Genomic DNA, 25,194 nt, shown 5'->3' on the forward strand with positions numbered 1-25,194 from the left:
TAGCAATGAATAAGAGGTGATAAGTTGTGATGAAGAAACACTGTTTGTTCTGTGAAGAGATGGTCCCCACTAAGTCAGAAGGCGACTACGATATTTACATAGGCTGCTCCTGTTCGCCTGACGGGTTCTATAGCCTGCTGACAGACAGTTATCAAACGATTCGTGCGTTCCCGCACCAAAAGAAACGCGATATGCTCCATTTAGTATCGGCTTATATCCGGGAGCAAACGGATTGCGGTGAGAAGGTTGCCCTATCCGCCAGCGATTTAGAAGCTATCGTCCATTCTCCCAATATTCCTGTGACGATAGAAGATAAAGGAATCCGTTTGCTGCAATATTTGTATAGACATTCCATGGGCCCAGGGGAGCCGGTTGTCATTCAGCCGCTCGCCAGCTGTTATAACCTGACGTATTCGCCAAATTTGCAAGAGCTCGTATATATTATCGACAAGCTTCAAAACGAGCAGCTGCTGATCCGAGAGGGGACGGCCTTTCAGCTTACGGAAAAAGGATGGAGTGAAGCAGCCGTCAGCACGGGCGGAAAGAAATTAAAGCCATGCACCGTCCTGATCTCCGCAGAGGAGATTTTCGGTACGGAGCTGCTGCACATGCTGCTCTCTAAAATCGAACAATACGGCTATCTGCCGCGCTTGCTTACACCTATGAAAGCGCAAAGCCCCGATAAATATTCTTTAGAAGAAATAGCGGATAGTAAGCTGGTTGTCGCGGATTTAAGCGGTCAATCGCTAGAAGTGTATTTTGCAGCGGGATATGCGCTCGGTTTGAACATCCCGGTCATTTGGACTATGAAAAGCAGCGATGCCGAAATGCATCCTGTAAAAATAAAAGAGATTCGTCCTATTGTTTGGAATACCGCCGAAGAACTCGCGAACATCCTCCAGCAGAGGCTGGGTGGATAGAGCAGTTTGGAAGTTAGATTCGATTGGAAACCGCGTCCTGCGCGGTTTTTATATTTCAGGGACGGTCATAGGAAGCGCCTGTTAGTCCTTCTACTCCACCGGAACAAAAGGCTGCAACAACTTCATGAAATGATTTGAGATGTTAAAACGGGAGGGGGATCACTATAATTAAAGACAGAGATAAGGATTACAAAATTCAGCATAATTCGACAAAAGAGATGCGAGATGAAAGATGAATGACGAAAGGAGGTGAAGTGTCTTCATGAAACTTAATCAAAGGCAATTCCGCCTGGTCTCCATCCTTTTAAAGCAAAAGGGATATACAACAATTAAATTTTATGCCGATGAATTGAAATGTTCCGAACGTACGATCCATTCGGATTTGAAGTTGATCGAACAATTTCTTTCAAGTAAAGGCTATGAACTAGAAAAGAAATCCGGCGTTGGCATACGGGCGAATAAAGTCGAGCGGACTCCCCCTATTGTAGAGGTGAAGCAGCAATTAAACGATTATTCAACTTCGGGTAGACGCAGAAGAATAATGGAACTGCTGCTGTTCGAACATAAAACGGTTACGTATGACGGGCTGTCGGAGTTGTTCTTAGTCAGTCGGACTTCGATAAAAAATGATTTGGATTTTGTAGAAAAAAAGCTAACTGGCCGCAACAATTTGCAGCTGTTAAGCGATTCTCAAGGCACGCGTCTTGCCGGTAAAGAGAAGGATCTGCAAAAAGCCTATATGGAATTTAACCGCTATGTTCTGGAAGACAGCAACATGATATTTGAAAGCGATGACAAGCAGAAGTTGATGATTCTGGAAGCTTATTACGGGAAGGATGTCGTCAGCGTCTGTTCGAGAGTGCTGTACGGTTATGTCAAAAACGATGTGACGGCGATTGCCGAATATTACGTTTTTAATGTGTTAAGCATGATGATTATTTTAGTATACCGGCTTATGAGAGGACATCATTTGGGAGAACAGAGGCCCGTGTCCGGAGACCAGTTTGAAAGCGCGTACTTTAAACAAAGTGCAGAAGGCATGTTGGATAAAATCTCGTTGAGATTGAATGTCGAATACAAGGCAACGGATGTGGAATATCTTGCGTCCTATCTGATTTCCAATAAATTCGCCCCTTTGCCATCGGAAAGCAAATACGCCCTTTATGTAGACAGGATTATGAAGAAAGCTGGAGATTCTCTGCATCTCGATTTTACGAAGGATCAAAAATTGAAGGAACAGCTTCTTCATCATTTTCCACCGATGATTTACCGCTTGCGGGCGAGAATTCATACGAGCAATCCGCTGATTGGGCAAATCAAAAACGAGTTCCCGCTTATATTCAATGTCATTTGGGTCGTGTTGAGCGAATATGAGGACGAGCTTGGTGTGATTTTCAATGAAGAGGAAGTCGGATTTCTGACGATTTATTTTCAATCCGCCATCGAGAGAGCGAAAATAGGCAAAAAAATCTTAGTGATTTGTCCTAGAGGAATTGCAACCTCTGAGCTATTGGGAAACCGGATCAAAAACGTGCTGCCCGCCTTTGACATGATAGAAGTCGCTTCGGTGAAGGAAGCTGCGAAGCTGGATCTCAAGGACATTGATCTGATCATTTCTACCGTCGAGACGGATCTGCCCGAGAGCAAAGTGATCGTCGTGTCTCCGCTGCTTAGCGAGCAGGATATGAAAAATATATCCGACCTCTACTACGACAAATTTGTTCTTGCCAAAGAAGGCAAAAATGAAATGAAGCCTTTACCTGATCTAGGAAGGTATCTCAAGGACGAATTCATAATTTTTGACGGCAATTTTCAATCGAAAGACGAATTGATCGATGACATTGGAAGCAAGCTCGTTGCAGGCAATTTCGTTACCGAAAGCTTTATGGAAAGTTTGAAAAACCGTGAGCTTATGGGGGGAACAGACCTGCCGACAGGTGCAGCCATCCCTCACGGCAACCCGAAATATGTAAACGAAACAATGATCGTTTTTGTAAGGAATAAAAGAAATATCATTTGGCACAAGCATTCCGTCAGAACCGTCATCTTTATCTGTTTTGCTGAAAAAGATACAAGAAAAATAAAACATGTACTTTCGGACATTTACTGGATCGTAGAAAACAAAGAAATGCTGAACCAGATTTATATGATGTCCGATAAGGAAGAGTTCAAAAAGTGGATTGGAAGTGGATCATATTGAAAGACGTAATTAATAGAAGGATGATCTTTCTGCAGCAAAATCTCGAAACGCGTGATGCTGTACTTCAAGTTCTGGTTGAGAGTGCACTGCAAAACGGCTTGATTTCTGAACAGCAGCCCTTTTTACAGGCCGTGCTTGATCGGGAATCGAACGTCCCGACAGCGATAGGCTATCAAATCGCTATACCGCATGGGAAAAGCGATGCAGTGAAGCAGCCTTTTATCGGTTTTTTGCAGGCAAAACATGATTTTGTATGGACCGAAGGGTATGAGGAGGAAGTTAAGCTTGTCTTTCTAATTGGCGTGCCAAAGGAAAATGAGCAAAATATTCACTTGAAATTCATTTCACGCTTGAGTAAAAAGCTGCTTGATGACGAATTTAGAACAAAACTGCTGGAAAGTACAGATGTTGAGCAAACCTATCAGTTGTTGAATTCCATTTATTAATGGTTCAAATAAAAAAATATCGAGGAGGAACAGCAATGAAAGTAGTAGCTGTAACAGCTTGTCCCACAGGAGTAGCACATACTTACATGGCACAGGAGGCATTGGAGAAGGAATGCCAAAAGCGCGGATACGATATTCAAGTAGAAACGCAGGGCAGTATGGGTATCGAAAATGAATTGGAGCAGGACGTTATTGACGAGGCAGATGTAGTTATTTTGGCTGTGGCGATCAGAATTGAAGGCGAGGAACGGTTTGAAGAAAAAATGGACATGGGAAAAGTGCTGCAAATTGAACCAGCGGATGCCATAAAGCATCCTTCCGAAGTGTTGGATAAAGCTGAGAAACTGTAGAGAGGGACAATGAAAATGGCGAATAAGATGAGAGATGTACTCAAGGAAATTCAGAAGGCATTCAGCACAGGTGTCTCTTACATGCTGCCGGCGGTCGTAGTCGGAGGGGTTTTCCTAGCCATCTCACTGGCCACCGGTACAGCAACGGATGAAGGAATGCAAGTCACAAGTCCGTTTATGCAAAATCTGCTCGATCTGGGGTCGGCTGGTTTTGCCATGATGATCCCGATTCTGGCTGGTTATATCGCGTATTCAATAGCTGGTAAGCCGGGGATCGCCCCAGCGATGATATTGGGTTACGTCGCAAACAATCCAATTGGAGCAGACGGCGTAAAGACTGGTTTCCTTGGAGCCATGATTCTCGGTGTGGCGGTCGGATTAATCGTTAAGTGGTGCAAGACCTGGAAAGTTCCGAATACGATTAAGACAATCATGCCCATTTTGATTGTTCCGATCTTTTCGGTGCTTACGATCGGGCTGCTTTATATTTACGTCATTGCCGGTCCGATTGGTGCGGCAATGCAATGGCTGGTCAGCGTGCTTGGCGATTTGCAAGGTGGAAACGCTGTTTTGCTGGGATTGATTATCGGTGCAATGACGGCCGTCGATATGGGCGGGCCCATCAACAAGACAGCTACGGCGTTTACGCTTGCTTTGATGGCAGAGGGAATATATGGACCGAACGGCGCGCATCGTATTGCCGTCGCGATTCCTCCGCTGGCTATGGCGGTGTCTACGTTCATCGACCGTAAAAAATATGCTGCTGATGATCGGGATTTGGGAATTTCCGCCTTTTTCATGGGGCTGATCGGGATTACCGAAGGGGCGATACCTTTTGCTGTAAAAGATATTAAACGTGTTCTTCCGGCTATAATTATCGGCAGCGCTGTCGGCGGCGGACTGGGTATGCTCACTGCGGTTGAGGCGCTGGTGCCGCATGGTGGACTGATTATACTGCCTGTAGTTAACAACAAACTTTGGTATGTCATCTCCATGTTTGTAGGCGTGCTTGTCTCCGTGCTGATCCTGCACTTTACGAAGCCGAATCTGGCAGAAACGGGCAAAGGAAAACAACAGAAAAAGAATGCGGAACCATCTATTGAAGTGACTAAATAAAGAAATGGAGTGGGTTAGAGTGGAGAAACTGCCAATAAAGAAGGTTGTTCAGCGATTACTGGAATTACAGGTCACTGGCGAAAGCGCGACTATACTTGGGATCGGACCAATGTCGAAAAATTGTGTGCAGGCCAGCCTGGAGCTGTCCAAGGAATACGACTTCCCGGTAATGTTCATTGCGAGCCGCAACCAGGTCGATGCGGATGAACTAGGCGGGGGATATGTCAATGGCTGGAACCAGTTTACTTTTGCTAAAGCGGTACAAGACGTGGCCAAAGAAATCAATTACGACAACTTTTATTATATGTGCCGTGATCACGGCGGCCCTTGGCAGCGCGACAAGGAGCGAAGCGATCACCTGCCGCTGGAAGAAGCGATGGCATTAGGCAAGAAATCATATGTTGCCGATATTGAAGCAGGCTTCGATTTACTGATGATCGATCCGACCAAAGATCCGTTTGAAGTCGGCAAGGTGATTCCTCTGGAAACGGTGCTGGAACGCACGGTGGAATTGATCGAATTTTGCGAGAACGAGCGTAAAGCGCGGAATTTGCCTGAAATCGGTTATGAAGTCGGAACTGAAGAAACAAACGGCGGATTAACTTCGACCGAAACGTACGAAACCTTCATTGTTCGCCTGAAAGAAGAATTGGAGAAACGCGGCTTGCCGATGCCGACGTTTATCGTCGGACAAACAGGCACGCTGACGCGCAAGACGGAACAGGTGGGCACGTTCAACTTCAGAAATGCTTATGATTTGGCGCAAATGGCGAAAAAGTACGGCGTTGGCCTGAAGGAGCATAACGGAGACTATTTGGACGACGCTACGCTGCTGGAGCACATTCCTTCAGAAATTACAGCGACCAATGTTGCGCCACAATACGGTACGGAGGAGACACGCGCCTATTTGAATCTGTCGACGGTCGAAGCAAAGCTCGCTAATAACGGTCTGATTGACGATCCATCACGTACTCGTGAAGTGCTGCTATTGCATGCGATTAAAAGCGAGCGTTGGCGGAAGTGGATGGTCGGAGAGCAAACGGAGCTGACGGTAGAGGAAATTATGCAGGATGAGCAGCTTTCTGAGGAAATTTTGGACATTGCGGGCCACTATACGTTTAACGATGACGAAGTGAAAGCTGAAATCGAAAAATTGTACAAAAATCTTGAAAAACATCATATTCATGGACAGCGTTATGTCATCGATCATATTAAACGCCCGATACGCGATTATGTGGAATGCTATAACCTTAAAGGTGTAACTAGCCGCATTCTTACTAAGGTTGAGCGATAGGAGGATTTGAATGTTTGATCAAACGGATCTGCAAGCTATTCATACTATTCGTACGTTGAGCATTGACGCGATTGAACAAGCGAACTCCGGTCACCCGGGGCTGCCGATGGGGGCGGCCCCTATGGCTTACGTGTTGTGGACCCGCCATTTACAGGTGAATCCATCCACCTCAACCCGCTGGACGAACCGCGACCGCTTCATTCTTTCAGCTGGCCACGGATCGGCTATGTTATATAGTTTATTGCATCTTGCGGGCTATAACGTTTCGCTTGACGATTTAAAAAATTTCCGGCAGTGGGGCTCGAATACCCCTGGACACCCGGAGGTGGGACATACGGATGGCGTGGAAGTTACAACGGGACCGCTGGGCCAGGGACTTGCAATGGGAGTAGGGATGGCGATGGCTGAAGCCCATTTGGCAGCTACCTACAACAGAGATCGTTTTGATGTGGTGAATCATTATACTTATGTACTGTGCGGGGATGGGGATCTGATGGAAGGGGTTTCTCAGGAAGCCAGTTCCATGGCCGGGCATATGAAGCTAGGCAAGCTGATCGTTCTGTACGATTCCAATGACATTTCATTGGATGGCCCTACTTCAAAAGCGTTCACCGAGCAGGTAGGACAGCGCTATGAAGCCTACGGCTGGCAGTATATTTTAGTAGAGGACGGCAATGATCTGGAAGCCATCGACCGGGCCATCGAAGCTGCCCGCAAGGAGACTGAAAAACCGACCTTGATCGAGGTGAAGACGGTTATCGGCTACGGCTCTCAAAATCAGGGCACTTCCAAAGTGCATGGCGCACCGCTTGGCGAAGCTGATGTCCGGCAAGTGAAGTCTTTCTACGGCATGGATCAGAACAGCACCTTTGCCGTAAGCAAGGAAGTACGGGATCGTTTTGCTGAAAGGATGGTTATGTCCGGCGAAAAAGCGGAGCAGGAATGGAATGAACGCTTTGAGGCGTATCGTGCGAAGTATCCTGAGCTTGCCGCGCAGTATGAATTGGCGTTCTCGGGAAATTTGCCGCAAGACTGGGCAGCGGGGCTGCCGGTATACGAGGAAGGCACAGGTGCCGCAAGCCGGGTGACTAGCCGCGATACGATTCAAGCGCTGTCCGAGGCGGTTCCTTATTTGTGGGGCGGTTCGGCGGATCTGTCTGCTTCCAATTATACGGTAGCTCAGAACACAACCGACTTTGAGGCGGGAAATTATGAGGGGCGCAACATTTGGTTTGGCGTGCGGGAATTTGCGATGGCGGCAGCTATGAACGGTATTCAGCTTCATGGCGGGACAAAAGTGTACGGGGGCACCTTCTTTGTATTCGCCGACTACTTGCGGGCTGCGATCCGGCTATCCGCGATTCAGCAAGCCCCTGTGACGTATGTCCTTACACATGACTCGGTGGCGGTAGGGGAAGACGGGCCTACACATGAGCCGATCGAACAGCTAGCCAGCCTGCGCTGTATGCCGAATGTACAAATTATTCGTCCCGCCGACGGAAATGAAACGGTTGCGGCCTGGGAAGTGGCGATGACAAGCCGGCATACGCCAACTATTCTTGTCCTAAGCCGACAAAGTCTGCCAGTTCTTCCCGGTACGAAAGAACTGGCTCGGGAACATGTCAAGAAAGGCGCTTATGTCATTTCTAAAGCGAAGAGCGCTGTACCGGATGGAATATTGATCGCTACTGGTTCTGAGGTGAACCTGGCCGTGCTCGCACAGCAATCGCTGTGGAAAGCGGGGACCGATGTGTCCGTCGTATCTATGCCGAGCTTTGAATTGTTTGAGCAGCAGTCCGGGGAATATAAAGAAACGGTTTTACCCTCTGCGGTCACGAAACGGCTTTCCATTGAAATGGCTTCTACCTTCGGCTGGGAAAGATACATCGGCAGGGAAGGGAAGGCGTTGGGCATCAACCGCTTTGGAGCCAGCGGTCCGGCAGACAGAGTTATTCAGGAATACGGCTTTACCGTTGAAAATATCGTAAAGCTGTATAATAGTCTGTCCTAATCGCATATGTACAGTTTTATTTTCGACGTAGATGATACCGTTTATGATCAGTTGTCTCCATTTGCCCAGGCTTTTGAAAAGCATTTTAGCAGTTACGCCAGTATTCCTTTGCAAGATTTATACCTCTACAGCAGGAAATTCAGTGATGAGGTATTTGAGCGGACAGAAAGCGGGAAGATGGGCAAGCGGGAAATGCATGTTTACCGAATAAGCAAGGCTTTTCAAATGTTTGACGTTCAGATTACCACGGAGGAAGCACTAAGCTTTCAATACGATTACGAAACTTTTCAAAGCAAAATTCAGCTGCTGCCTGACGTTGTTCAAGCTTTGGACTTCTGTAAGGCAAAAGGGCTTCCTTTGGGAGTAATTACGAACGGCCCGCGGGAACATCAACGCAGCAAAGTGAAGCAGCTTGGATTAGAACGGTGGATTTTGTCTGAGCACCTGTTTATTTCAAGTGAAATTGGAATAGCTAAGCCCGATAAGCGGATATTTGAATACGCTCAAACTACAATGAACCTGCATCCAGAGTCGACATTCTATATAGGCGATTCATATGCCAACGATGTTATCGGTGCGAAGCAGGCAGGGTGGAAGGCGATTTGGGTCAACCGCCGGGGATTAGCCCCTCTTTCTACAGAGATCAGGCCCGACTATATTGTTGATGCGCAGCACTCCATAACTGAAATAGTGAGCTCGATTTGGTACAAATAGAAAAAAAGCCCGTTGTAGCGGGCTTTTTTTCTATTTTGTCACCAAAGTCACCTCAAATGAAACATTTAATCCTGCATTCCCATTAGAGAACGTACGTGCTATAATAAGTACGCCAAACACGTATTTTGCGCACTTTTATTTTTAAGCGATTCTTTTTCTTGCAGCTTGTTAGTTGTCTGTTTAAACATTCATACAAAAGGACTATAAAAGGTAAAAATAAACATATTATAAGAGGGATGGCATTGACTACAAAATATGATTTAGAAGAATTGTACACGGAGCCGCTTCAAGCATTTACGATTTGGATGAAGCAGTCAGGCTATACCGAAACTACGAGGAAAGAATACATGAGGGAAGTATATGATTATTTATTTTCTCTCGATGAGCTGCCCGTGCAGCAGGCGGGAAAATTACATATCGTCAGCTTTTTGGTAGCTAAGCAGGAAACCGCTGGTGATAAGACAAGGAATCGCACGCTATCGGCGATCCGTTCGTTTTATGCGGCGCTGATCGATTTAGAGCTGGCAGCCCGGAACCCTGCCTTGGAAGTCAAAAAATCAAAAACGGAGAAAAATAAAATTCCTGTCTATTTGGAAGAAAAAGAGCTAGAGAAGGTACTCGGTTATGTATCGGGCCGATATCGCGATAGAAATCTCGCTATTTTTTTATTGATGGGATATTGCGGGCTGCGGGTGGGTGAAGTACACCGGATGAATTTGTCTCATTTTAAAAAAACAAAAGGAACGCTCGAAATATTGGGGAAAGGGCGAAAATGGAATGAAATCCCACTGCCTGAGCTCGTGGTGGAATACCTCGCCAAAGTGGAAGAGGAACGCATTCAGCCGTACAGCTCGAAGGAGGAGGCATTTTTCGTATCCCAGAAGGGCCGCAGGCTGTCGATTCGCCAAATTCAGAAAATAGCCAGACAGGTCTTTGATGCGTTCAAACAGGACCACCCGCATTTGAGCGATCTTCAATTGTCCTGTCATAAGCTGAGGCATTCATTCGCCACGATGCTGTTGAATAACAATGTCGATATCCGCGTTGTCAAGGAGCTGCTGGGCCACGCCTCGATTGAAACAACGATGATTTATACACATATCAACGACGAGCAAAAGCGCAGTGCGATGACGACTATCGAGGTGCCGAAAATGGGATAAGCATCTGCCGGCGTAAATCAAGTGGTCCACCTCCCGCTCAAAATTCAGAAATGGAGGCTTTTTTATGGAGAAAGGTTTTTAAATTTAGTTGCCGAAATAATAGTGTAACTAATATATGATGGGGGTTCTTCATTCCATGCAGTACATACAAATCACGAAAAACAATATCGCGAATGAGCATATATGCTGCGCACTTGGCGCAAAACAATACGAACATGCCGTGTTAGAAAAAAAGAATTGGTTAAGCGAGCGGATGGAGGATGGCTTAGTATTTTTACGTTTGGATGAGCGTGCAAAGGTATTTATTGAGTATATGCCAGCGGAGAAAGCGTGGGTACCTATCAAGGCCCCCAATTATATGTACATTAATTGTTTATGGATATCGGGCAGGTATAAGGAGTGTGGTCATGGCAAGCAGCTTTTAGCCAAATGTATCGAAGATGCCAAGACTCTCGGCATGGATGGAATCGTACATATTGTTGGCCAAAAAAAGCTCCCATACCTAAGTGATAAGCGGTATTTTGAGCATATGGGTTTTCATATAGTAGATGAGGCAGATCCCTATTTCGAGCTGGCTGTATTAAAGTGGAATGATCAAGCGGTTACGCCTGCTTTTAAAAGCTCTGTGGAAACAACGATTGATTTTAAAGAGGGAATAAGTATTTTTTATACTGCACAATGCCCTTACGCTGTTGGTATTGTGGAACAACTTAGAGCAATTGCAGAGGAGAGAAGCGTGGCGTTTCACGCTCATCGTTTAAAAACAAGAGAAGAAGCCCAGCAAGCAGCTGCAGTCTGGACGACCTTTAGTATGTACTATAACGATAAATTCCTTACTCACGAAATTATGAGTCCGAATAAATTTGCGAAGCTGCTGGATAAATTATTATGATGTTCTGATATGGCAAGACCTCGTTCTCCTTAAACGGATAATAACGAGGTCTATTGTTTATGCAGGCGTTATTTTACTGTAATCTTTATTTCCTTCATTTGAATCGTTTCTATTGGGGAACTCATTGCACCGTCTGAGCCAGCTTGAACAGGGGTGGCCGCAATTTCCTGAACGACATCCATTCCGTCTATCACTTTACCAAAAATGGTGTAATACGGCTGCATGTTCAAAGATTTGCTATCTTCGCCTGTGCAAATAAAAAATTGGCTTCCATTCGTATCAGGGCCTGCATTTGCCATAGCGACGATGCCCGGTTCATATTCATAATCCGTGCTCTCATCTTCGAAGCGATATCCTGGTCCGCCTTGGCCAGTGCCCTCGGGATCCCCAGTCTGGATTACAAAGGTTTCCAACACGCGATGGAAAATAACATTATCATAAAAGCCTTGCTCCGCTAAAAACACGAAGTTGTTGACGGTGATGGGAGCGTCTTTCGCAAACAGCTCAAGCGTAATCGTGCCTTTGGTCGTCGTAATTTCGGCTTCATAGGATTTGTTTGTGTCGATTTGCATCGCTGGAGGGTTGTCCCAGCTCATCGTATTTTTTGTTTCGGGCTCTTGAGTTTGCTGTTGTCCCTGTTCTTGTTCTGTTGGCGGGGTGGCCTGCTCTGCCGCATTTTCCGCCGGTGGGTTGTTTGCCGCAGCTGCTTGTTCTGCTGTCTTGTTTTTCTCCCCGCAGCCGCTAATAAGTAGAGTTGCCGAAATAAGCAGAATGAAAGTCAACACCAGATGCTTCTTTTTCATAGATCCATGATCCACTCCTTTTAATAAATCTTGTCTTATCATACCGATATTTCGGCCAAATTACTAGTTTGCTAATTCAAGACCATGCGGATGGATATAGAATAGACTTATATTTGTTATAATATGGATATATTAAACTTCTAAAAATTGGAGGTTAGTTTTTTGCAGCGTTATTATAATAAACTAATCATTATTATTGCGGCAGTGACTATAGTGCTGAAGCAGATCAGCTTGGAGACGGGCCAATGGCTAAGGGATCACCAGGATACTATTCAGAGCGTGGAGATAGGCATGCATATTCAAGAGAGGGAAATTGTGGTTTCAAATGTGGCGGGGTTCATTCCGGGCAGCCAGGCTCCAGATCATCGGCATGCGATTGTTCTATCAGCGCATTTCGATCATGTAGGGTGGAGTGGGAAAGCGAATGAAAAGACGATTTATAGATGAAGTGTAGATAACGCTTCGGGAGTCAGCGCGCTGTTGCAGCTTGCGTCCATGTTAAGTGAGGCAAAGGCAATGCAAAGTGATGTCATTTTCGCTGCTTTTAACGGGGAAGAATCCGGCATGCTGGGCAGTAAAGCCTTTGTCAAGCAGCTTGAGGACGATTACGATCATGTATACAACATTAATCTGGACTGCTTAGGCATTGCTGATGGCGGCAGGCTTCTGCTCGTAAGCAATGAAGCCAATTCTCTCGTAACTGGCCTGCAAGATTATTTTATGAAGCTTGGTATTGACTCTACTACAGACGGATCCTATGGAGATAGCGATCACTTGTCGTTTGCAGCCGCAGGTTTTCCGGCGGTTACACTATCCCAGGAAAATATCTCGGTCATTCATACCGTTCATGATGTGCCAGATGTATTGGATTATGACCTGCTCGATCAGTACGTTGGAGCGCTGTCGGCATTTATCCAAGAAGTAGGGGACTCTCCGGAATTGGTGCATGGTGCACCTTCCAGCCAAGTTGCACAAATGACTCCTCAGGAGCAGGCGGTCATGAGCAAGCTGATTGAAGAGGCCCAAGAGGAACAGCAGCAGCTGCATTTAGGGGAATACAAGCTTATCGGTTCGGAGGAAAAGCATATTGTCGTTACTGGTCTATTTGAAAGCTTTGTAAAAGCCCGAGAGGCGGAGCAAGCCGTAAAAGGATTAAAGCTGCCCCAATCGATTCTCAATTATCAATTTAGTTCCGTAACTATAAATGCTGATCTGCCTGAGAACGAGTTGACGGAAAATTCCGATATGCAAATCAATACTGTTTATCAAGCGGATATCACCATAAATGAAGTAAATAGCGTTGCCTTAACCTACAAAGAACAAAATGGAGAAGGGGTTTCCGTTCAAATTAGTAAAGCTCCGATTGAATTTGAAGATCCAAACATGGTTATTACTACCGAGAAGTACGAAGGTCACGAATACGATGTTGTGGACACCGGCAAGTTTATTGTGCTGATGACTGAAGCTACTGTAAAGGATGAAACGTACTATCTCCAAATTTACGGCGGCAGGGATCATGTTTATAAAGGAGACGAAGGAGAGGAGCAAGCCTTCGTATTTAATTGGGCAAGCAAAAATAAACAACAAGCGTTGAAATGGGTGCACAGCGTACCCTGGAGTCAATTGATTGAAGAAATCGGAATTTAACCGCGCATAGTAGCTGGGATAAATATGCATTATTTCAGAAGAGTGGGACACCCTACATTTATAATTCAGTAATTTGTCACAGGGCATTTTACAACTTGGATAGTGGGAAGGATTGAAGGGGTTGGATTTTTTTCAAGGTAAGGAATCGATGACAGCGATAGAATGGATTCTAAGAGGTATTGTCAGCTTTGTCTTCCTGCTCATTATCGCTAAGTTTATGGGCCAGCGCTCGATATCTCAATTGAGACTTCTCGATTTCATTATCGCTTTAACGCTTGGAAATATTATCGCTCACCCGCTGTCCGACCAGAAAATCGGATTGAAGGGATCATTCATTACTACGGCTATCCTTACCGTGCTATATGTCATAGGAACCTGGCTAAGTTTGAAATGGCCTCGGTTCAATCGGTTTCTGCATCCAGAGCCGATCACGCTTATTCAAAACGGTCAAATTCAATTCCATCAATTAGCGAAAGCCAGAATTTCTACGGATTTCTTATTTTCGGAGCTGCGCAAAGAAAAAGTTGAGGATATTCAAAAGGTAGCCCTTGCGTTATGGGAGCCTGGGGGAATTGTTTCCGTGTTTATGGATACCCCTTTCCAGCCGGCTACTCCAGCAGACCTAAACTTGAAGACGCAGCCGTTCGTCATTACAAGACCGATTATTGTAGACGGCCAAATCGAAATGACGCTGCTGCAGGAAATGGGTAAAGACCTCGATTGGCTTGAGGAGCAGATCGCCAGGGCAAGTGCGGATATTCCCGATGTATTGCTGGCAACCATCAGCGATAATGCGGTCGTGCAGGTGATGAAAAAACATGCTAAATGATTCCTTATAAGGTCGAAAGGCTGGTGTCCGTCCATGTTAATAGCGGTTATTGTGCTGTTCATTCTTTTCCTGGTGATGGCGGTTTGGTCGTCCCGCAGGAAACAGAAGCCTTTTCCGAAAGAGAAGGACTTGCGCCAAGTAAAATCCAACGCCGGGGCCAGCGCCAAAAAAGTAATTGTTATCGTGGTCGACTCCCTGATGGCCGAAGCGGTAGATAGAGGTTTGAAGCAAGAGGAGCTTCCCACATTTCAGTTCTTGATCGAGCGAGGTCAATATTACAAGGATATGGTCAGTTCTTTCCCCACGATGTCCGTGACGATTGACAGTTCCCTCCTCACGGGGGCTTATCCGGATCGTCATCATGTGCCTGGGCTGAACTGGTACTCCGTTCGAGAACATAAGCTTATCAATTACGGAACCGGCCCGGCGGAAGTCATAAAGATTGGTGTAAACCAGGTGATGGCGGATGCCTTGATGCATTTGAACGGCAGTCACCTGAACCCCGAGCTGCCAACCATTTATGAAGATTTGTCACGAGCGGGAAAAAAAACAGGCAGCATCAACGGTCTGATCTATCGCGGTCCTGCTTCTCATACGTTATCACTCCCGGCCTGGATGCATGGACCAACGTCCATGCCTGAATCGATTTCGGTCAAGGGTCCGGACTTCCTGGCATTAGGCTCGCTAACCAACCCGCTGGAAGGGATCGAAGATCTTCCCGGCAGCATCATCCACCGTCTGGGCATTAACAGTGAATTTTCGATCTCCACTGCGAGCTATTTAATCAAGGAAGATAAGCTTCCCGACTTTTTGTATATATACCTGCCCGATATGGATCAGCAGATTCATAAGAAAGGGCCGTCCGATCTAAAGAGTCTGAAGGATACCGACCATCAGCTCCAGACCTTATTGCAAAATTTCGGATCATTGGAAAATGCGCTGGAAAAGGCGATCATCGTCATTATCGGTGATAGCGGCATGACTGAAATCTTGCCTGCGAATGAAAATCCAGTGGTCGAATTATTCCCTTTGCTGCAAGCTTTTAACGTCTTCTCCCAGGGGGAGGCCATGACGGACGAGACGGAAATCGTTCTGGCCGTGAATGAGACGATGGCATATGTCTACAACCTGAAGGCTCGGGATGCCAGAGATATTGCCGAGGCTATCAGGGCCGATTCGCGCATCGATATCATTGCCTGGAGAGATGGAGATTGGATATGCGTCAGTGACGGCGCCTCCAAAGAGCTCCGGTTCAAAACGGGCGGGGAGCTGACGGACACTTATAAGCAATCATGGACGATTGAAGGGGAGCCGCAAGCATTGGATCTAAAAATCAATCACGAGCGGCAAACCTTGGATTACGAGCGGTACCCCGATGTGCTGCAAAGATTATACGGAGCTTTGCATTCGCACGACGGCGATTTCCTGGTCGTGGCCGCCAAACCAGGATATGAGCTGGCTGATCAACATTCGCCAACCCACAAGGGCGGAGGCAGCCACGGCTCTCTTGGACATGCAGAGTCGCTTGTGCCGTTGATTATCAGCGGCACGGAAGAACGGCCCGAAAATTTGCGGATCGTTGATTTAAAGGCTTTCCTGCAGAAGCTTGTGACGAAACAATAGGCAGCAAATCAGCGCAGCTCCCGATAACTACCCGGCGCGTGAAAAAGACAGTATACTAAGTATGAAGAATAAACCGGGAATGGAAAAAGGGAGTAACGATGATTAGATGATTAAAACAATTTCAGATATTGCAGCAATTGCAGGCGTGGCCAAAAGCACGGTATCCCGTTATTTAAACGGCGGTTCAGTCAGTCAAGCTACGCGGCAGCGCATCGAAAAAGTGATTAGGGAGCATCATTATGTTCCGAATACTTTTGCTCAAAGCTTGAAAGCGAGAAGAACGAATATCATTGGCACCGTAGTGCCGCGTCTCGATTCTTTTGCTACTTCCCAAACGCTGATGGGCATTGACGAAGAGCTGCGCAGCGCCAATTTTCAAATGCTGATCTCAAATACGAGTCAGGATATGGAACGGGAAATCGAAGCGATCTATGATTTTGCCCGGCAGAAGGTTTCGGGGATCATTTTACTGGCCGCCCAAGTGAATGAGGAGCATCTTAAAGCGGCAGGCGAGATCAACATTCCGATATTATTGGTCGGACAGGAGCATTCTCAGCTGTATAGCCTGATCCATGATGACTTTCATGCGGGCTACAAAATAGGACGGCATGTACTGGAAATGGGTCATCGGCAAATGGCCTATCTTGGAGTAACGGAGAAGGATATTTCCGTGGGCATCCGGAGAAAAGAGGGCTTTAAAAAGAGCCTGGAAGGTACGGAGTGCTCGGTCTCCTATTATGAAACAGGCTTTAGAATGACGGATGCGATGGCAGCGGCATCGCAGATTCTGGATGAAAGCACGCCTTCCATCATCGTATGCGCCACGGATAACATTGCGCTCGGGGTCATGAAAGCCGCATACCTCCGGCAAATCATCATCCCTTCGGACTTGTCGGTGACAGGCTTTGGAGGCTATGACATAACGGAAATTATCCATCCTACGCTGACTACGGTACGATATTTTTACAAAGAAGCAGGACAAGCTGCAGCGCGCAATATTATCAAGCTCGTGAGGGATGAGGAAATGGATCAAGTTACCATGCTGGATACCGAGCTCCTTGAGCGAGAAAGCGTTGACAAACGGTAAAACGGTGTTTATAATTCGAGACAGAACCGGTTCCATAATTCACTGCAATTTGCTTTAGAGTTATGGGACATCTTTTATAGCATATTTGGAACCGGTTCCTCTTTTTCACACGAAAATGGAACCGGTTCTACAGACTCTCGGAAATAGAGGGGAGATGGAGGCATTCGATGACAGCATCAAGGGAAGAAAAATACAGAAAAATGGAGCAGGCGGTGCCTGGGGAGCTGGAAAAGCTTCAGGAGCTGGTTAACAATTGCCCATGGAGGCAAACCTATCATATTCAGCCCCCGTATGGCCTGTTGAACGATCCTAACGGTTTTACATTCTATCAAGGCGAGTATCATTTATTTTATCAATGGTTTCCTTTGGGAACATTTCATGGCATGAAATATTGGTATCATACGAAATCGAAGGATTTGGCCCACTGGGACAATGTCGGCATTGGGATTGAGCCTGGTTATCCACATGATTCTCACGGGGCATATTCCGGAAGCGGGATCGTTAAGGACGGCAAGCTGTATTTAATGTATACAGGCAATACGCGAGACGAACAATGGAACAGGCATCCTTATCAGAACCTGGCGATCATGGACAGCAGCGGCATGATTACGAAAATAGACCATCCTGTGATCGACTCAGTGCCCCCTGGCTACACGGATCACTTCAGGGATCCGAAGGTGTGGAGCAGTAACGGTGAATATTATTGCGTTCTGGGAGCGCAGCGAACCAATGGCACCGGTTGCGCCGTGCTGTACAAATCTCAGGATCTGAAAGCATGGAGCTTTGAAGGCGAAATCTCTACAAAGCTGACTGATTTTGGATATATGTGGGAGTGCCCGGATTATTTCGAACTGGATGGACAGGGTGTATTGTTGTTTTCACCGCAAGGCATCGAACCGCACGGAGATTATTATCAGAACATATTCCAATCGGGTTATATTGTCGGTCAGCCGCTTGATCTGACAATAAGCAAGCTTGAGCATGGGGAATTCCAAGAGCTGGACAGGGGCTTTGACTTCTACGCGCAGCAAACGACGGCAGCAGCAGACGGGCGGAGGATCCTTGTAGGCTGGATGGGGCTTCCCGATGCCAATTATCCGACGGACAATCACGGGTGGGCCAATTGCCTGACTCTGCCGAGAGAATTGACGCTCCGTGGTGGCAAAATCCTTCAGCGTCCGGTTAGGGAGCTGGAGAAGCTGCGAAAGCAAGGGGTCAAGAGTGAAGCCGTTTTGCAGGATGAGACAAAGAGTTTTACCGGATTCGAGGGAACCACTTATGAACTGGTTTGTGAATTTACCAATACGGATGCTGCGCGATTCGGCATTGAGTTTCGGGCAGGAGAGAACGAGAAAACGGTGCTGGCGTATGATCGGAATTCGAAGAAGGTCATTTTGGACAGATCATTATCCGGTTACCCTGTTGCCGTGGAATACGGAAGCGTACGGCGCTGCCATCTGGATGCGGAGAACATTAAGTTCCAGCTTTATGTAGACACCTCGTCCGTAGAGATCTTCGTCAACGATGGGGAAGAGGTGTTTACGAGCCGTATTTTCCCTAGTCGGGAAAGTACGCAAATCCGCTTTTTTGCACAAGGAGGAACGGCTGCTTGCCGAGCATCGCTATGGAAAATATAGCTCTCAAACAAAACGGATTTGAATATAACACGGGGGGCGGTGACAACGTGGGACAGTTATTTGCAATCGGAGAAGTGTTAATTGATTTTATCCCCTTACAAAAAGGGAGCGCGCTGAAGGACGTACAGGCCTTTGAACGAGCGGCAGGAGGCGCGCCAGCCAACGTAGCGGCTTCTGTCGCCAAGCTTGGCGGGCACGCCTCCATGCTGACCAAGCTGGGAAAGGACGCTTTTGGGGATTACTTAATCGAGCAGCTGGCTCATGCGGGAGTAAGGACAGATTTTATTCGACGAACAGACGAGGCCAACACGGGTTTGGCGTTCGTATCGCTGCGGGAGGACGGAGAGAGGGATTTTTCCTTTTATCGCAGCCCCTCGGCTGATTTGCTATTGTCCGAAGACGAAATTGATCCGGGTATTTTCGGTACGAATGATATTTTGCATTTCGGCTCGGTCGATCTTGTGGAAAGTCCAATGAAGCAGGCGCATTTGAAAGCGATTCATGCAGTAAAAAGTCAGGGAGGGCTCATCAGCTTCGACCCGAACGTCCGGCTTCCTTTGTGGCATAGTCCGGAGGAGTGCCGAAGAACGATTCAAGACTTTATTCCCGCCGCCCATCTTATAAAGATTTCTGAAGATGAATTGGAGTTCATTACGGGTATAACGTCAAAGAAGGAGGCGATTGCTTCCTTGTTTCAAGGAGATGTCCAAGCCGTTGTGTATACCAGAGGGAAAGAGGGAGCGGAGCTTTATCTTTCTGCGGATGAGAAGTATAAGGGGCGAGGATTTAACGTCAAAGTTCAGGACACGACGGGGGCCGGCGATGCGTTTGTCGGAGGTTTTCTGTATAAGCTGCTGGAAAATGGGACTGCGCAGGACAACATCACAGAGGTGCTTCGCGTGCATCATGATGAAATACTGGAGTTTGCCAATGCCAGCGGAGCATGGACAACTGCGGGTAAAGGCGCAATTCCTGCTCTTCCTAGCCAGGCGGACGTGCATAAATTAATTGAAATGCAATCGAACAAGGGGATGATGACGAATGTCTGAAAATCGGGATATTGCCAAACAGGTCGTAGAGGCGGTCGGCGGCAAGGATAATATTGCATCCTTTGCGCATTGCGCTACGAGACTGCGGATTATGGTACATGACAAAGATTTGATCGATCAGACTAGAGTAGAGAATATTGATAAGGTAAAAGGAGCCTTCTTCAACTCCGGGCAGTTCCAAGTTATTTTTGGGACCGGCACAGTGAACCGGATCTTTGAAGAGGTGGAGAATCTCGGAATTACAGGCACAACAAAAGAAGATATTAAAAGCCAAAGCAAGAAGCAAGGAAACGTCTTTCAAAGATCGATCCGCACGTTCGGCGACGTATTCGTGCCGATCATTCCGGTGCTCGTGGCTACGGGATTGTTCATGGGATTACGCGGTTTGCTTACGCAAGAGCAGATTCTGTCTGTCTTTGGGATGACTGCTGCGGATATTCCAGCAAACTTCCTGCTCTTTACCCAAGTATTAACCGATACTGCCTTTGCCTTCCTGCCCGCGCTTGTAGCATGGTCTGCATTCCGGGTATTCGGAGGCAGCCCGATTCTGGGTATTGTCCTGGGATTAATGCTGGTCAATCCAGCGCTTCCAAATGCTTACAGCGTGGCCAATGGTTCAGCTGAAGCCTTAGTCATGCTCGGCTTTATACCGGTGGTCGGGTATCAGGGCTCTGTGCTTCCTGCCTTTTTCATGGGTCTGCTGGGCGCAAAGTTTGAAAAAATGCTGAGAAAACGCGTACCTGAAGCGTTGGATCTGATTTTGACGCCGTTTATCACACTGCTCGTCATGATAACTCTGGGACTTTTCGTCGTCGGCCCTATTTTCCATTCCTTGGAGGAATGGGTGCTGCATGGAACCACATTTATTTTGGGTCTTCCTTTCGGCATTGCGGGATTAGTTATCGGTTTCTTCAATCAAATCATTGTCGTGACGGGTGTTCATCATATTTTTAATTTTCTGGAAATACAGCTGCTGGAGCAGTTCGGCTCCAATCCGTTTAACGCATTGGTCACGAGCGCCATGGCTGCCCAGGGTGCAGCGTGCCTGGCGGTAGGCTTGAAAACCAAAAACGTCAAGCTGAAATCTCTCGCTTTGCCATCCTCGCTATCCGCTTTCTTAGGAATTACGGAGCCGGCGATCTTCGGCGTCAATTTGCGGTACATGAAGCCGTTTGTCATGGGATTGATCGGCGGGGCCGTCGGCGGCTTCCTGGCATCGTTGTCCGGTCTGGCCGCGACAGGAATGGCGATTACAGTTATACCGGGAACGCTTCTTTATCTGAACGATCAGCTTCCGATGTACATCCTATGCAACCTGATTGCCATGGCAATCGCATTTATATTGACGTGGCTATTTGGTTATAAGGATGAAGCAGCGGCGGAGTTGACAGCAGTTTCTGCAGCGGCGAATTCCCCGGAACAGGCTGGTGCACAGGTTGAATCAAGCTTAGCCGAGGTGGTTACTGCGGAATCTAGCCAAGTGACTGTGGAACCTAGCCTAATCACAGCGCCTTCTTCAATAGATGTGCTGAATATTCCATCTCCCATTTCAGGAAAACTGCTGGCGCTGGAAGACGTTCCCGATCCGGCTTTTGCCCAGAAGCATATGGGGGATGGGTTTGCGGTTGAACCGTCCGAAGGCAAACTATTCGCCCCGTTTGACGGCGAAGTCGCTCACATTATGAATAAGAGCAAGCATGCAATCATCCTGGCCCGCGAAAGCGGCATGCAGCTCTTGATTCATATCGGAATCAACACCGTCTCCTTAAAAGGAGAGGGATTTACGACTCATGTCCAGACCGGCGACACCGTAAAAGCAGGCCAACTGCTCATTGAGTTCGATGTCGGTGCCATTCAACAGGCCGGACTTTCCACGGTTACTCCCGTAATTGTTCCTTCGGGAACGGAGCAGGTCGCTGGACTGACTGTTAAGGCAAGCCAAGGCCCAGTAACGGCCAATAAAGAGGTCGTGATGGACGTTCAGTTCACAACGAAGTAATTGGCAAAGACCAACGCTGTGATGCGTTGGTCTTTTTTTGTATTATTTATGATGTACATAAGGACGGACAACCCCGACGCTTGCTCTATAAGTTGTACCGTTATAGGTGGCGGTAATATAAGTTATTCCCGGACTGATTCCTCGAATATTTCCGTACTCGTCAATCGTAGCAATAGAGGGGTCATCAATACTAAACACGGTATCCTGCGTGACCCTGGAGGGGAGACCGGATTCATTCACGTAGTAGGCCGCCACATCGAGCTCCGTTCCAATCGAAAGGGAGTATTCCTCCGAATCCAGGTAGAACCGGCCAGGTTCTTTTGCATTTGAGACTTTGACAGCAATTCTTGTTTCTAATCCTTTGTAGGCTGCTTTAATCCACGTTGTGCCCAGACTGTTTCCAGTAATATTGCCATATGAATCTACACTGGCGATGCTCGGGTCATAAGATTCGTACATGGAGGAATACGTCACGTCTGTTACGGAAGCGTCGGAATAGACGGCGTTAACGAAAGTGGCGGCGGATTGACCCACGGATAGCTCAAGCTCTGATTGCTGAAATTCCAGTCTGGCCAATTCTGGATCCGATGGGCCTTCGTTCGGTATAGATATTTTCAGCAAGTGCATTTCGTTTCTAGAGCCTTGCCCGGTGTTTATTCTAACGGTTCCCGTTAAAAGGAGCTCTTGATTAATAGCAGTAATGCTATTTTTACTAAGGCCCAAATCCAAATCGCCAAACTGATATTTTTTTGTGGGCACAGCATTCTCGTCGAGCAGAATAATTTGGTATCTGGATTTTCCGTTTTCGATACTTGATGGTTTATTTTGCACAAACAGAACATAGCCATCATCTACCGGTTGGGTTCGAATAATCCTCTCTATCTCATCCATGGATGGTGAATCCAGCGGTTTATTCCAGAGTATATCCCCGGCTTCGTTAATCATTTGTAGGTAATAGGACTGAGTGCCCGGGTTAGCTCTCGTCAGAATATAATTCCCATCTTCAGAAGCAATGATGGTGGATGTAACATAATCGGTCTCAGAGGTTTTCATCCAGACGACTTCGCCGTTACGGTCTATTTTTAGCAGATAAGGCAGTGCTACTTGATCATTTTCCTCGAGTGTCCGACTCCCGGCTACGATGACACCGTCATCAGAAGTTAATATGATATTGGAGAACATACCACTGTAACCGATGGGATAAGTTTTAGACCAAAGCTCGTCCCCATTTGCATCAATTTTAAGGAGATAAGCAGGCGAAGGGCTGTATTCATTCCACCCGCCACCGGTAATTACAAAATCGCCATCAGAAGTTTCTTGAATACTGCTTGCGGATTGCTGATAGTAGGGCATGCGAAAATAATATTTCTGCCACAATAGCTCTCCATCCGCACTCAACCTAAAAACATAAGGAACAAAACGCGGTCGGCCATAGGATCCATCTCTAATTTCTCCGCCAACCAGGATGCTGCCATCGGAAGTCTCGATGACCGTGAATGCTGTATTCTCCTCATAATCATAGTCGTAATATACCATTTCTCTTTCCCATAAGATCTCGCCGCTGCTGTTCAGCTTTACGACGTAAGAGCAGTTCTCTTCCGGAGTTTCGCAATACTTGTCACCTACGGCTACATAGCCTCCATCCGATGTAGCGGTTGCAGCATAACCGGATACGCTCTTATAAAGCGGGTGATTGCCTTCTAAGATGTGGGACCATTCAATGTGGGCTTCTTCCTCCAAAGCAGCAGTGTACCCTTGATTTGGTAAACCCATCGAAAGCATCAAGATAGCGAGGGTAACCAGCATGAGTTTGTTCAGATTCAGTTCCTTGGCCACGAGCAAAACTCCTTTCACAATGAATATTTGGAAAAATATATTTACATATCCATTATCAGGGGTGTTGGGTCAAGGTGAATATCCTTCAAAGTGCTTATATTGCTAGGAAAGAGTACATGCTTCTTCCGCTAGTTTTCTGTAGAAGGTATTAGGTTCTTCAACAGATTGAGACAATGTGTCGGTTGATCATAGAGTGGATTTGATGTAAATTTTTACTAAATGCCGGGTTGTCTGATTCATGTAAAGCTAGAAAATGATGTTGATATGAAAAGGAGGAAATGATATGCGAGAAATTATTCCGGTCTCAGAGATAACAAGGTTCAGCAGCAAAGCCGATGAATTCAATCCTTATCCATGGTATAAAGAGAAGCTGCTGCATGAGCCGGTCAGCTATCATCCGGAGACAAATACTTGGAATGTATTCAGGTATGACGACGTCAAACGGGTGCTCAGCGATCATGAATACTTCTCCAGCGTGCGTACAAGGACGATCATTGATGTGGGAACGAATACGAAAGAAGGCCATATCGCTGAGAAGCTCAATCTTGGCGTGGATCCCCCTGAGCATCGCAAACGGCGGGCCCTGCTGGCGAGCGCATTTACTCCCCGCAGCCTGAAATTATGGGAGCCGCGCATTCGCGGCATCGTCGATGAACTGATTGACGAGATACCGGATAACATGTCTGTCGATATTGTAAACAGTCTGACATCCCCGCTTCCGACAATCGTCATGTCGGAGCTGCTCGGCGTGCCGTGGGAACACCGGAACCTGTTCAAGGAATGGGTGGACATTCTCTTTATGCCGACCAACAAGCAGAATGTGGACCGGGTGAATGAATTAAAGGGCAAGGCCGCTCAGGAATATTATTCATTCTTATATCCCTTAGTTTTGGATAAACGCGGCCATCTGCAGGGGGACATCATTTCCGATTTGATCCGGGCGGAGGTCGACGGGGAACGGTTCTCCGACGATGAAATCGTGCGGACAACGATGTTCATTTTAGCAGCGGGCATCGAGACGACAAGCCATTTGATGGCCAATACATTTTACTCTTTTTTATATGATGATGATACGATATATAGCGAACTGCGGCAGGATGCCGGACTGATTCCGAATACGGTAGAAGAGATGCTGCGTTACCGTTTCCACATCAGCAAGATGGACCGGACGGTCAAGCAGGATAACAACCTTCTGGGAGTCGAGCTGAAGAAGGGAGATGTCGTCATCACTTGGATGAGCGCAGCCAACCACGATGAAGCGATGTTCGATGATCCGTTTAAACTGGATATTCGCCGGCATAATAGCAAGAAGCATTTGACGTTCGGAAATGGTCCGCATTTCTGTCTGGGCGCTCCGCTGGCCAGATTGGAGGCTGCGATCATGCTCGAGCAATTCGTTCACCGGTTTAGCAAAATCGAGCCTGTCGCAGGCTTTCAGTTAGAGGATCACCTGCAGCCTTCGGCGGCTGGTCAATCCCTGCTGTCACTGCCGCTCGTCGCTTACTATGCTTGACTAGCAGGTATTCATGCAATCTTAAAAAGGCTAACCCTTTGGAGGGATTAGCCTTTTTGCCATCATTA

Annotated in this window: 20 protein-coding genes and 1 pseudogene; 19 read left to right on the forward strand and 2 right to left on the reverse strand. The window is 47.0% G+C overall.

Annotation, left to right across the window (positions count from 1 at the left end):
* The first annotated feature begins 29 nt into the window (after positions 1-29).
* From G358_RS0123200 to G358_RS0123245, 10 genes are all read left to right on the forward strand, one after another.
* Positions 30-920 (forward strand): hypothetical protein, encoded by an 891-nt coding sequence (locus G358_RS0123200; protein WP_019639648.1) that lies wholly within the window; start codon positions 30-32, stop codon positions 918-920.
* Between the two features lie 262 nt (positions 921-1,182).
* Positions 1,183-3,120, forward strand: a complete 1,938-nt coding sequence (locus tag G358_RS0123205) for a BglG family transcription antiterminator (RefSeq protein ID WP_019639649.1) — start codon at positions 1,183-1,185, stop codon at positions 3,118-3,120.
* On the forward strand, positions 3,096-3,566 hold the full coding sequence (locus tag G358_RS0123210) for a PTS sugar transporter subunit IIA (protein ID WP_019639650.1): 471 nt from the start codon (positions 3,096-3,098) through the stop codon (positions 3,564-3,566). The genes G358_RS0123205 and G358_RS0123210 overlap by 25 nt, the downstream gene beginning before the upstream one ends.
* Positions 3,567-3,601: 35 nt before the next feature.
* Positions 3,602-3,916 carry a PTS fructose transporter subunit IIB gene (locus G358_RS0123215; RefSeq protein ID WP_019639651.1) on the forward strand — a complete coding sequence of 105 codons (315 nt, stop codon included), beginning with the start codon at positions 3,602-3,604 and terminating at the stop codon, positions 3,914-3,916.
* Positions 3,917-3,931: 15 nt separating this feature from the next.
* Positions 3,932-5,032, forward strand: a complete 1,101-nt coding sequence (locus G358_RS0123220) for a PTS fructose transporter subunit IIC (protein ID WP_019639652.1) — start codon at positions 3,932-3,934, stop codon at positions 5,030-5,032.
* 4 nt (positions 5,033-5,036) lie between these two features.
* Positions 5,037-6,326: a class II D-tagatose-bisphosphate aldolase non-catalytic subunit gene (locus G358_RS0123225; protein ID WP_205621562.1), complete on the forward strand. Its 1,290-nt coding sequence runs from the start codon at positions 5,037-5,039 to the stop codon at positions 6,324-6,326.
* A 10-nt stretch (positions 6,327-6,336) separates the two neighbouring features.
* Positions 6,337-8,337 carry a transketolase gene (gene tkt / locus G358_RS0123230; RefSeq protein WP_019639654.1) on the forward strand — a complete coding sequence of 667 codons (2,001 nt, stop codon included), beginning with the start codon at positions 6,337-6,339 and terminating at the stop codon, positions 8,335-8,337.
* Between the two features lie 6 nt (positions 8,338-8,343).
* Positions 8,344-9,051 (forward strand): HAD family hydrolase, encoded by a 708-nt coding sequence (locus G358_RS0123235; protein WP_019639655.1) that lies wholly within the window; start codon positions 8,344-8,346, stop codon positions 9,049-9,051.
* A gap of 236 nt (positions 9,052-9,287) precedes the next feature.
* Complete coding sequence (locus tag G358_RS0123240) at positions 9,288-10,211, forward strand: tyrosine-type recombinase/integrase (protein ID WP_026342426.1); 924 nt, start codon at positions 9,288-9,290, stop codon at positions 10,209-10,211.
* Positions 10,212-10,347: 136 nt separating this feature from the next.
* Positions 10,348-11,103, forward strand: a complete 756-nt coding sequence (locus G358_RS0123245; RefSeq protein WP_019639657.1) for a GNAT family N-acetyltransferase — start codon at positions 10,348-10,350, stop codon at positions 11,101-11,103.
* A gap of 68 nt (positions 11,104-11,171) precedes the next feature.
* On the opposite strand, the gene G358_RS0123250 is transcribed toward G358_RS0123245, so the two are convergent.
* Positions 11,172-11,906 carry a peptidylprolyl isomerase gene (locus G358_RS0123250; RefSeq protein WP_019639658.1) on the reverse strand — a complete coding sequence of 245 codons (735 nt, stop codon included), beginning with the start codon at positions 11,904-11,906 and terminating at the stop codon, positions 11,172-11,174.
* A 162-nt stretch (positions 11,907-12,068) separates the two neighbouring features.
* On the opposite strand from G358_RS0123250, the gene G358_RS0123255 reads away from it, so the two are divergent.
* The 8 genes and pseudogenes from G358_RS0123255 (at position 12,069) to G358_RS0123290 (ending at position 21,777) form a co-directional block, all read left to right on the forward strand.
* A complete protein-coding gene (locus tag G358_RS0123255; protein ID WP_019639659.1) occupies positions 12,069-12,353 on the forward strand; it encodes a zinc-binding metallopeptidase family protein in 285 nt (94 codons plus the stop codon).
* 15 nt (positions 12,354-12,368) lie between these two features.
* Positions 12,369-13,553: pseudogene (locus G358_RS0123260) on the forward strand (M28 family metallopeptidase); the annotation flags it as partial.
* A gap of 121 nt (positions 13,554-13,674) precedes the next feature.
* Entirely contained in the window at positions 13,675-14,382 is a 708-nt protein-coding gene (locus G358_RS0123265) for a DUF421 domain-containing protein (RefSeq protein WP_019639661.1), read from the forward strand.
* A gap of 33 nt (positions 14,383-14,415) precedes the next feature.
* Entirely contained in the window at positions 14,416-16,005 is a 1,590-nt protein-coding gene (locus tag G358_RS0123270; protein WP_019639662.1) for an alkaline phosphatase family protein, read from the forward strand.
* Between the two features lie 106 nt (positions 16,006-16,111).
* Entirely contained in the window at positions 16,112-17,092 is a 981-nt protein-coding gene (locus G358_RS0123275; protein ID WP_019639663.1) for a LacI family DNA-binding transcriptional regulator, read from the forward strand.
* A 167-nt stretch (positions 17,093-17,259) separates the two neighbouring features.
* Positions 17,260-18,729: a glycoside hydrolase family 32 protein gene (locus G358_RS0123280; RefSeq protein WP_019639664.1), complete on the forward strand. Its 1,470-nt coding sequence runs from the start codon at positions 17,260-17,262 to the stop codon at positions 18,727-18,729.
* Positions 18,730-18,776: 47 nt separating this feature from the next.
* On the forward strand, positions 18,777-19,778 hold the full coding sequence (locus G358_RS0123285; protein WP_026342427.1) for a carbohydrate kinase family protein: 1,002 nt from the start codon (positions 18,777-18,779) through the stop codon (positions 19,776-19,778).
* The gene (locus G358_RS0123290; RefSeq protein WP_019639666.1) at positions 19,771-21,777 is read left to right on the forward strand and encodes a sucrose-specific PTS transporter subunit IIBC; all 2,007 of its coding nucleotides are present in this window, start codon (positions 19,771-19,773) and stop codon (positions 21,775-21,777) included. The genes G358_RS0123285 and G358_RS0123290 overlap by 8 nt, the downstream gene beginning before the upstream one ends.
* Positions 21,778-21,819: 42 nt before the next feature.
* Here G358_RS0123290 and G358_RS0123295 read toward each other — a convergent pair whose 3' ends face one another.
* Positions 21,820-23,613: an Ig-like domain-containing protein gene (locus G358_RS0123295; protein WP_019639667.1), complete on the reverse strand. Its 1,794-nt coding sequence runs from the start codon at positions 23,611-23,613 to the stop codon at positions 21,820-21,822.
* Positions 23,614-23,896: 283 nt separating this feature from the next.
* Here G358_RS0123295 and G358_RS0123300 point away from each other — a divergent pair, with 283 nt between their 5' ends.
* On the forward strand, positions 23,897-25,126 hold the full coding sequence (locus G358_RS0123300; protein WP_019639668.1) for a cytochrome P450: 1,230 nt from the start codon (positions 23,897-23,899) through the stop codon (positions 25,124-25,126).
* Positions 25,127-25,194 lie beyond the last annotated feature (68 nt).

The organism is Paenibacillus fonticola DSM 21315 (assembly GCF_000381905.1).
In the GTDB taxonomy this organism is placed as follows: Bacteria; Bacillota; Bacilli; order Paenibacillales; family Paenibacillaceae; genus Fontibacillus; species Fontibacillus fonticola.